Below are 3,658 nucleotides of genomic sequence, written 5' to 3'. Positions count from 1 at the left end.
ACGCAAAACAGCGAGAAGTTACTCAGCAGCGTTCTGCAAAGCCAGACGAATTAGTCATGGTCTGCGAGAACAACGAACCTTTCGGTCGGCGGCCAATTGAGACATTCAAGGCCGTCAAATCTTTGCAGAGGAAAGCCAATGAGTAACGTCTTAGCGTTTCGTCAACCAGACACAGTAAGGCCGGAGGCAACCGGTAAGGGGTTTGCCTTGATGCATAGGAAAATAATGGATCTGCCTTTCTACAGGACGGATTCTGAAGCGGTTCACTTGTGGTTCCATTTCATACTTATCGCCAATCACGCACCGGCAATAATTAATACTGAGTTGGGTGATGTCATGGTTCGCCGTGGTGAATTTATGACCGGTCGCAATAAGCTGGAACTGGCAACCGGTATTACCGGTAACCGTATCAAATATCTCATCGGTAAGTTTGAAAAACTTGGGATGATCACCAAGTCAACCACCAAGAAATTCTCACTAATTTACGTCACAAAATACGACGAATATCAGCCAAATATTGTGCCAACAGATTACCAACAAAGTGCCAACGCAAAGCCGCTTGCACCAAGCGCTGGCGCGGAGGTTGTGCCAACAGATTACCAACAAAGTGCCACAAACAATGAAATACTAAATACTAACTTAATATCTAAAGATATTAAGTGTGCAACTGGCGACTCAAAAAAGGTCAGCCAGGGGCAAAAGATTTCCTGCGAAGAAGTCTGGCAATGCCTGAAAGAAGAACTACCCGAAGCCAGAGGTTGGCGAGTGATGGATGATGACCGGCGCAACCTAATTAGACGCTTTTGGGCTAAGGCAAACAAAATTGCCCGTCAGATGGATAACGGTCAGCCGCTGACAATGCAGGGGTTCAGGGAGTATCTCCAGTACATCAGCGAGAACTGCCGGTGGATGCTGGAAGACCGCCCTGATAACCGCAGTGGCAAGACATGGCGCAGGATGAAGTTCGATAGTTTCCTGTCAGAAAAGCTTTATCGGGATGTACGCGAAGGAGACAAGGATGACCGTTGATTACAAAACACCACCACACAACCTCGACGCAGAGCAGAGCGTTCTTGGTGGACTGATGCTGGATGATGGCAGTGATAACGTTGCTAAAGTCCTGTCCATGCTGAAACCAGAATCGTTTTACACCCGCCCGCACCAAGTTATTTTTGCAGAAATTAAAGACTTGGTTAGCAGGCAGATCCCCATAGACCTGATAACGCTGTACAACCAGATGGAGAACAAGGGGATCAGCAGCACTGTAGGCGGTTTTGCTTACATGGCCGAGCTATCGAAGAACACCCCCAGCGCCGCTAATATCGTGCATTACGCGATGGAAGTACGCGATAAGGCGATCACCCGTTACAGCATTGCCAAAACAAATGCGATGACCGAGTTGCTTTATGCCAACAACGGCATGACGGCGACCCAAAAGCTTGAGGCAATACAGGCGCTATCTACCGAGATCACAGATCACGCCAAGACAGGCAACCGCAGAGGGCTGCGAACATTCGAAAGTGTGTTCTCAGATTGGGTTGATGTTGTTGATCAGCGACTTTCCGGTGACCCGCGAGCCATTGGACTAACCAGCGGGATAGCATCACTGGACGCCATGCTGGAACCTAAGCGAATTGTGAAAGGTTCACTGTTCGTGGTCGGTGCCCGCCCCAAAATGGGTAAGACAACGCTCTATTCAAGCATGGCAATCAACTGCGCACTGAATGAGAACCTTCCGGCGTTGGCGTTTAGCCTTGAAATGCCTGGTGTACAACTTGGTGAGGGCATGATTTCCCAAGCCTCTGGAGTATCCAGCAGTAACTTTTATCTTGATGGGTACGACGATAACCGTTTTGCGTTGGCATCCGCGAAAGGGTTAGAGCTGGCAAGAAGTGGCAATTTGTACATTGATGATACGCCGGGGATTCCACTGTCTCACATTGTTTCTGAGTGCCGCCGCATTAAGCGCGAACGTGGTGTTGTAGGCATGGTGCTGGTCGATTACCTCACACTAATGACCGCCGAAAAAGCAGACCGTAATGATCTGGCTTACGGGATGATCACCAAGGGGCTAAAGAACCTCGCCAAAGAGCTGGATTGTGTTGTTGTGCTGTTGACTCAGCTAAACCGTGATTTAGAAAAACGCGTCAATAAGCGGCCTCAACCAAGCGACTCCCGTGACACAGGACAGATTGAGCAAGACTGTGATTACTGGCTGGGAATATACCGCGAAGGTGCTTATGACGAGAACGCCAATCAGCAGGATACAGAGTTACTACTTCGCCTTAACCGGCATGGCAGCGGCGGCGTGGTATTCGTTGACCAGCGCCACGGTGCAATCTATGACTGCAACCAGGAACAGGCAAAAGCTAAAGCGACTGAATCTGAGCGGCGGTCAACTAAAAAACAAGGTGGTTTCTGATGGACATAACACAACGATTACCTGAAGAAGTGATGATCACTCTTCTGTTTGACCCTGCATTCAATGCCTGCCTTGAACGTTGCCTTGATGAACCGGAGTTGATTGCTAACTTCTGCCGACTGTTCGAGGTGGAGTTGCCGCGACAGCCGCGTAACGGGCTGGAAATGCTGGTTGATGAAGCTACTGGATACCGAGAATGTGCCTTCGATAAATTCTTCACGGCCTTTATCCCGTTTGTCCACCGTGTAGTTTATCTACCCCTTAAATCACAATTTGATGCCGCTCAGTCAGCGGAAAGGAAATCATGATGGACATAACTAAATCGCGGGAAGATTTTGAAAAGTGGGCAAATAGACTTCCATCCATATCCATTACTGGTCGCTTAGAACGATGCGGAGAAAACTATGTTGATGATTATCACACGGTATTTTGGCTAGCTTGGAAAGCCAGCCGTGAAAGCATTGAGGTGGAGCGTATATCGCCGACAGATGTTCCTCCAGACGTTGTCTATCAACTGGGTGGTGCTGGGCTTAGTCACTCTATGGCGTTGTGTGAGGCTTATTCGACTGGCTTCAATGCCGCCCTCCGCACTGCCGGTATTCGAATCAAGGGTGATTGAAAGTCTTAAAGAGGCAATTATATGCATAGCGTAGACACTACAAAAATGACCGACTGCTATCAATGCAACGGTATTAAAAAGACGGTACACACAGATAGCGACATCGATAATGTTTTTTATGATGGTGATGCAGTCGTTTGTCGTTCATGCGGTGGATTTGGGGTTATCAGAATCAACTTTGATGATAATGCAGATATTGAATGGGATTATCAATGAATCAAGGGAGAGAGTGAATGACATGCATTCGAATTTCAAACGGAATAATTACCATCACGCCATTTTACCGCCTACGCCTTGAAGACGGAACCTGTGTGTTCATGGCTTGGCACTCGTATTGTGGCCCGATATTTTTTCGCGACAAAAATGAGCGCCGGTTAATTGATGACTGGTACGAGAATTCACTTATTTGCAAAGCACTGGACTGGTTTATCGGTCGAGGAGAAAGGGCATGAAAGAATTAGATAGTTTCACTGTAGAGAGACTGGAAGAGTTTATTCGTCAGCCACTAGAAAACGGATTAACTCGAAGCGAGCAAATGGAACTAGCCCGAATCGCGTTAGCTGCAAAGAGGGCTGAGCCTATTTATCAGTATCAGTCAGGGGTATGCAACGACCAGT

At 47.9% G+C, this 3,658-nt stretch carries 5 protein-coding genes; all 5 read left to right on the top strand.

Annotated features, from left to right (window positions below):
* Window positions 1-138 precede the first annotated feature (138 nt).
* From V2A85_RS22590 to V2A85_RS22570, 5 genes are read left to right on the top strand one after another with little or no spacing between them, the layout of a single operon-like run.
* The gene (locus tag V2A85_RS22590; protein WP_050873513.1) at window positions 139-1,029 is read left to right on the top strand and encodes a hypothetical protein; all 891 of its coding nucleotides are present in this window, start codon (window positions 139-141) and stop codon (window positions 1,027-1,029) included.
* The gene (locus tag V2A85_RS22585; RefSeq protein ID WP_420072428.1) at window positions 1,019-2,422 is read left to right on the top strand and encodes a DnaB-like helicase C-terminal domain-containing protein; all 1,404 of its coding nucleotides are present in this window, start codon (window positions 1,019-1,021) and stop codon (window positions 2,420-2,422) included. Before V2A85_RS22590 ends, V2A85_RS22585 begins: the two co-directional genes overlap by 11 nt.
* A complete protein-coding gene (locus tag V2A85_RS22580; RefSeq protein WP_420072427.1) occupies window positions 2,422-2,730 on the top strand; it encodes a hypothetical protein in 309 nt (102 codons plus the stop codon). The genes V2A85_RS22585 and V2A85_RS22580 overlap by 1 nt, the downstream gene beginning before the upstream one ends.
* Window positions 2,727-3,041 (top strand): hypothetical protein, encoded by a 315-nt coding sequence (locus V2A85_RS22575; protein ID WP_420072426.1) that lies wholly within the window; start codon window positions 2,727-2,729, stop codon window positions 3,039-3,041. The genes V2A85_RS22580 and V2A85_RS22575 overlap by 4 nt, the downstream gene beginning before the upstream one ends.
* Before the next feature lie 21 nt (window positions 3,042-3,062).
* The gene (locus V2A85_RS22570; protein ID WP_420072425.1) at window positions 3,063-3,257 is read left to right on the top strand and encodes a hypothetical protein; all 195 of its coding nucleotides are present in this window, start codon (window positions 3,063-3,065) and stop codon (window positions 3,255-3,257) included.
* The last annotated feature ends 401 nt before the right edge of the window (window positions 3,258-3,658 follow it).

The organism is Yersinia sp. 1252 StPb PI, from assembly GCF_048593885.1.
GTDB lineage: Bacteria > Pseudomonadota > Gammaproteobacteria > Enterobacterales > Enterobacteriaceae > Yersinia > Yersinia enterocolitica_E.
This window is presented reverse-complemented; position numbering and strand designations above follow the sequence as displayed.

Coding starts and splice junctions, on each gene's coding strand:
- V2A85_RS22575 (WP_420072426.1), top strand. CDS start 2,727: ATGATGGACATAACTAAATCGCGGGAAGATTTTGAAAAGTGGGCAAAT.
- V2A85_RS22580 (WP_420072427.1), top strand. CDS start 2,422: ATGGACATAACACAACGATTACCTGAAGAAGTGATGATCACTCTTCTG.
- V2A85_RS22585 (WP_420072428.1), top strand. CDS start 1,019: ATGACCGTTGATTACAAAACACCACCACACAACCTCGACGCAGAGCAG.
- V2A85_RS22570 (WP_420072425.1), top strand. CDS start 3,063: ATGCATAGCGTAGACACTACAAAAATGACCGACTGCTATCAATGCAAC.
- V2A85_RS22590 (WP_050873513.1), top strand. CDS start 139: ATGAGTAACGTCTTAGCGTTTCGTCAACCAGACACAGTAAGGCCGGAG.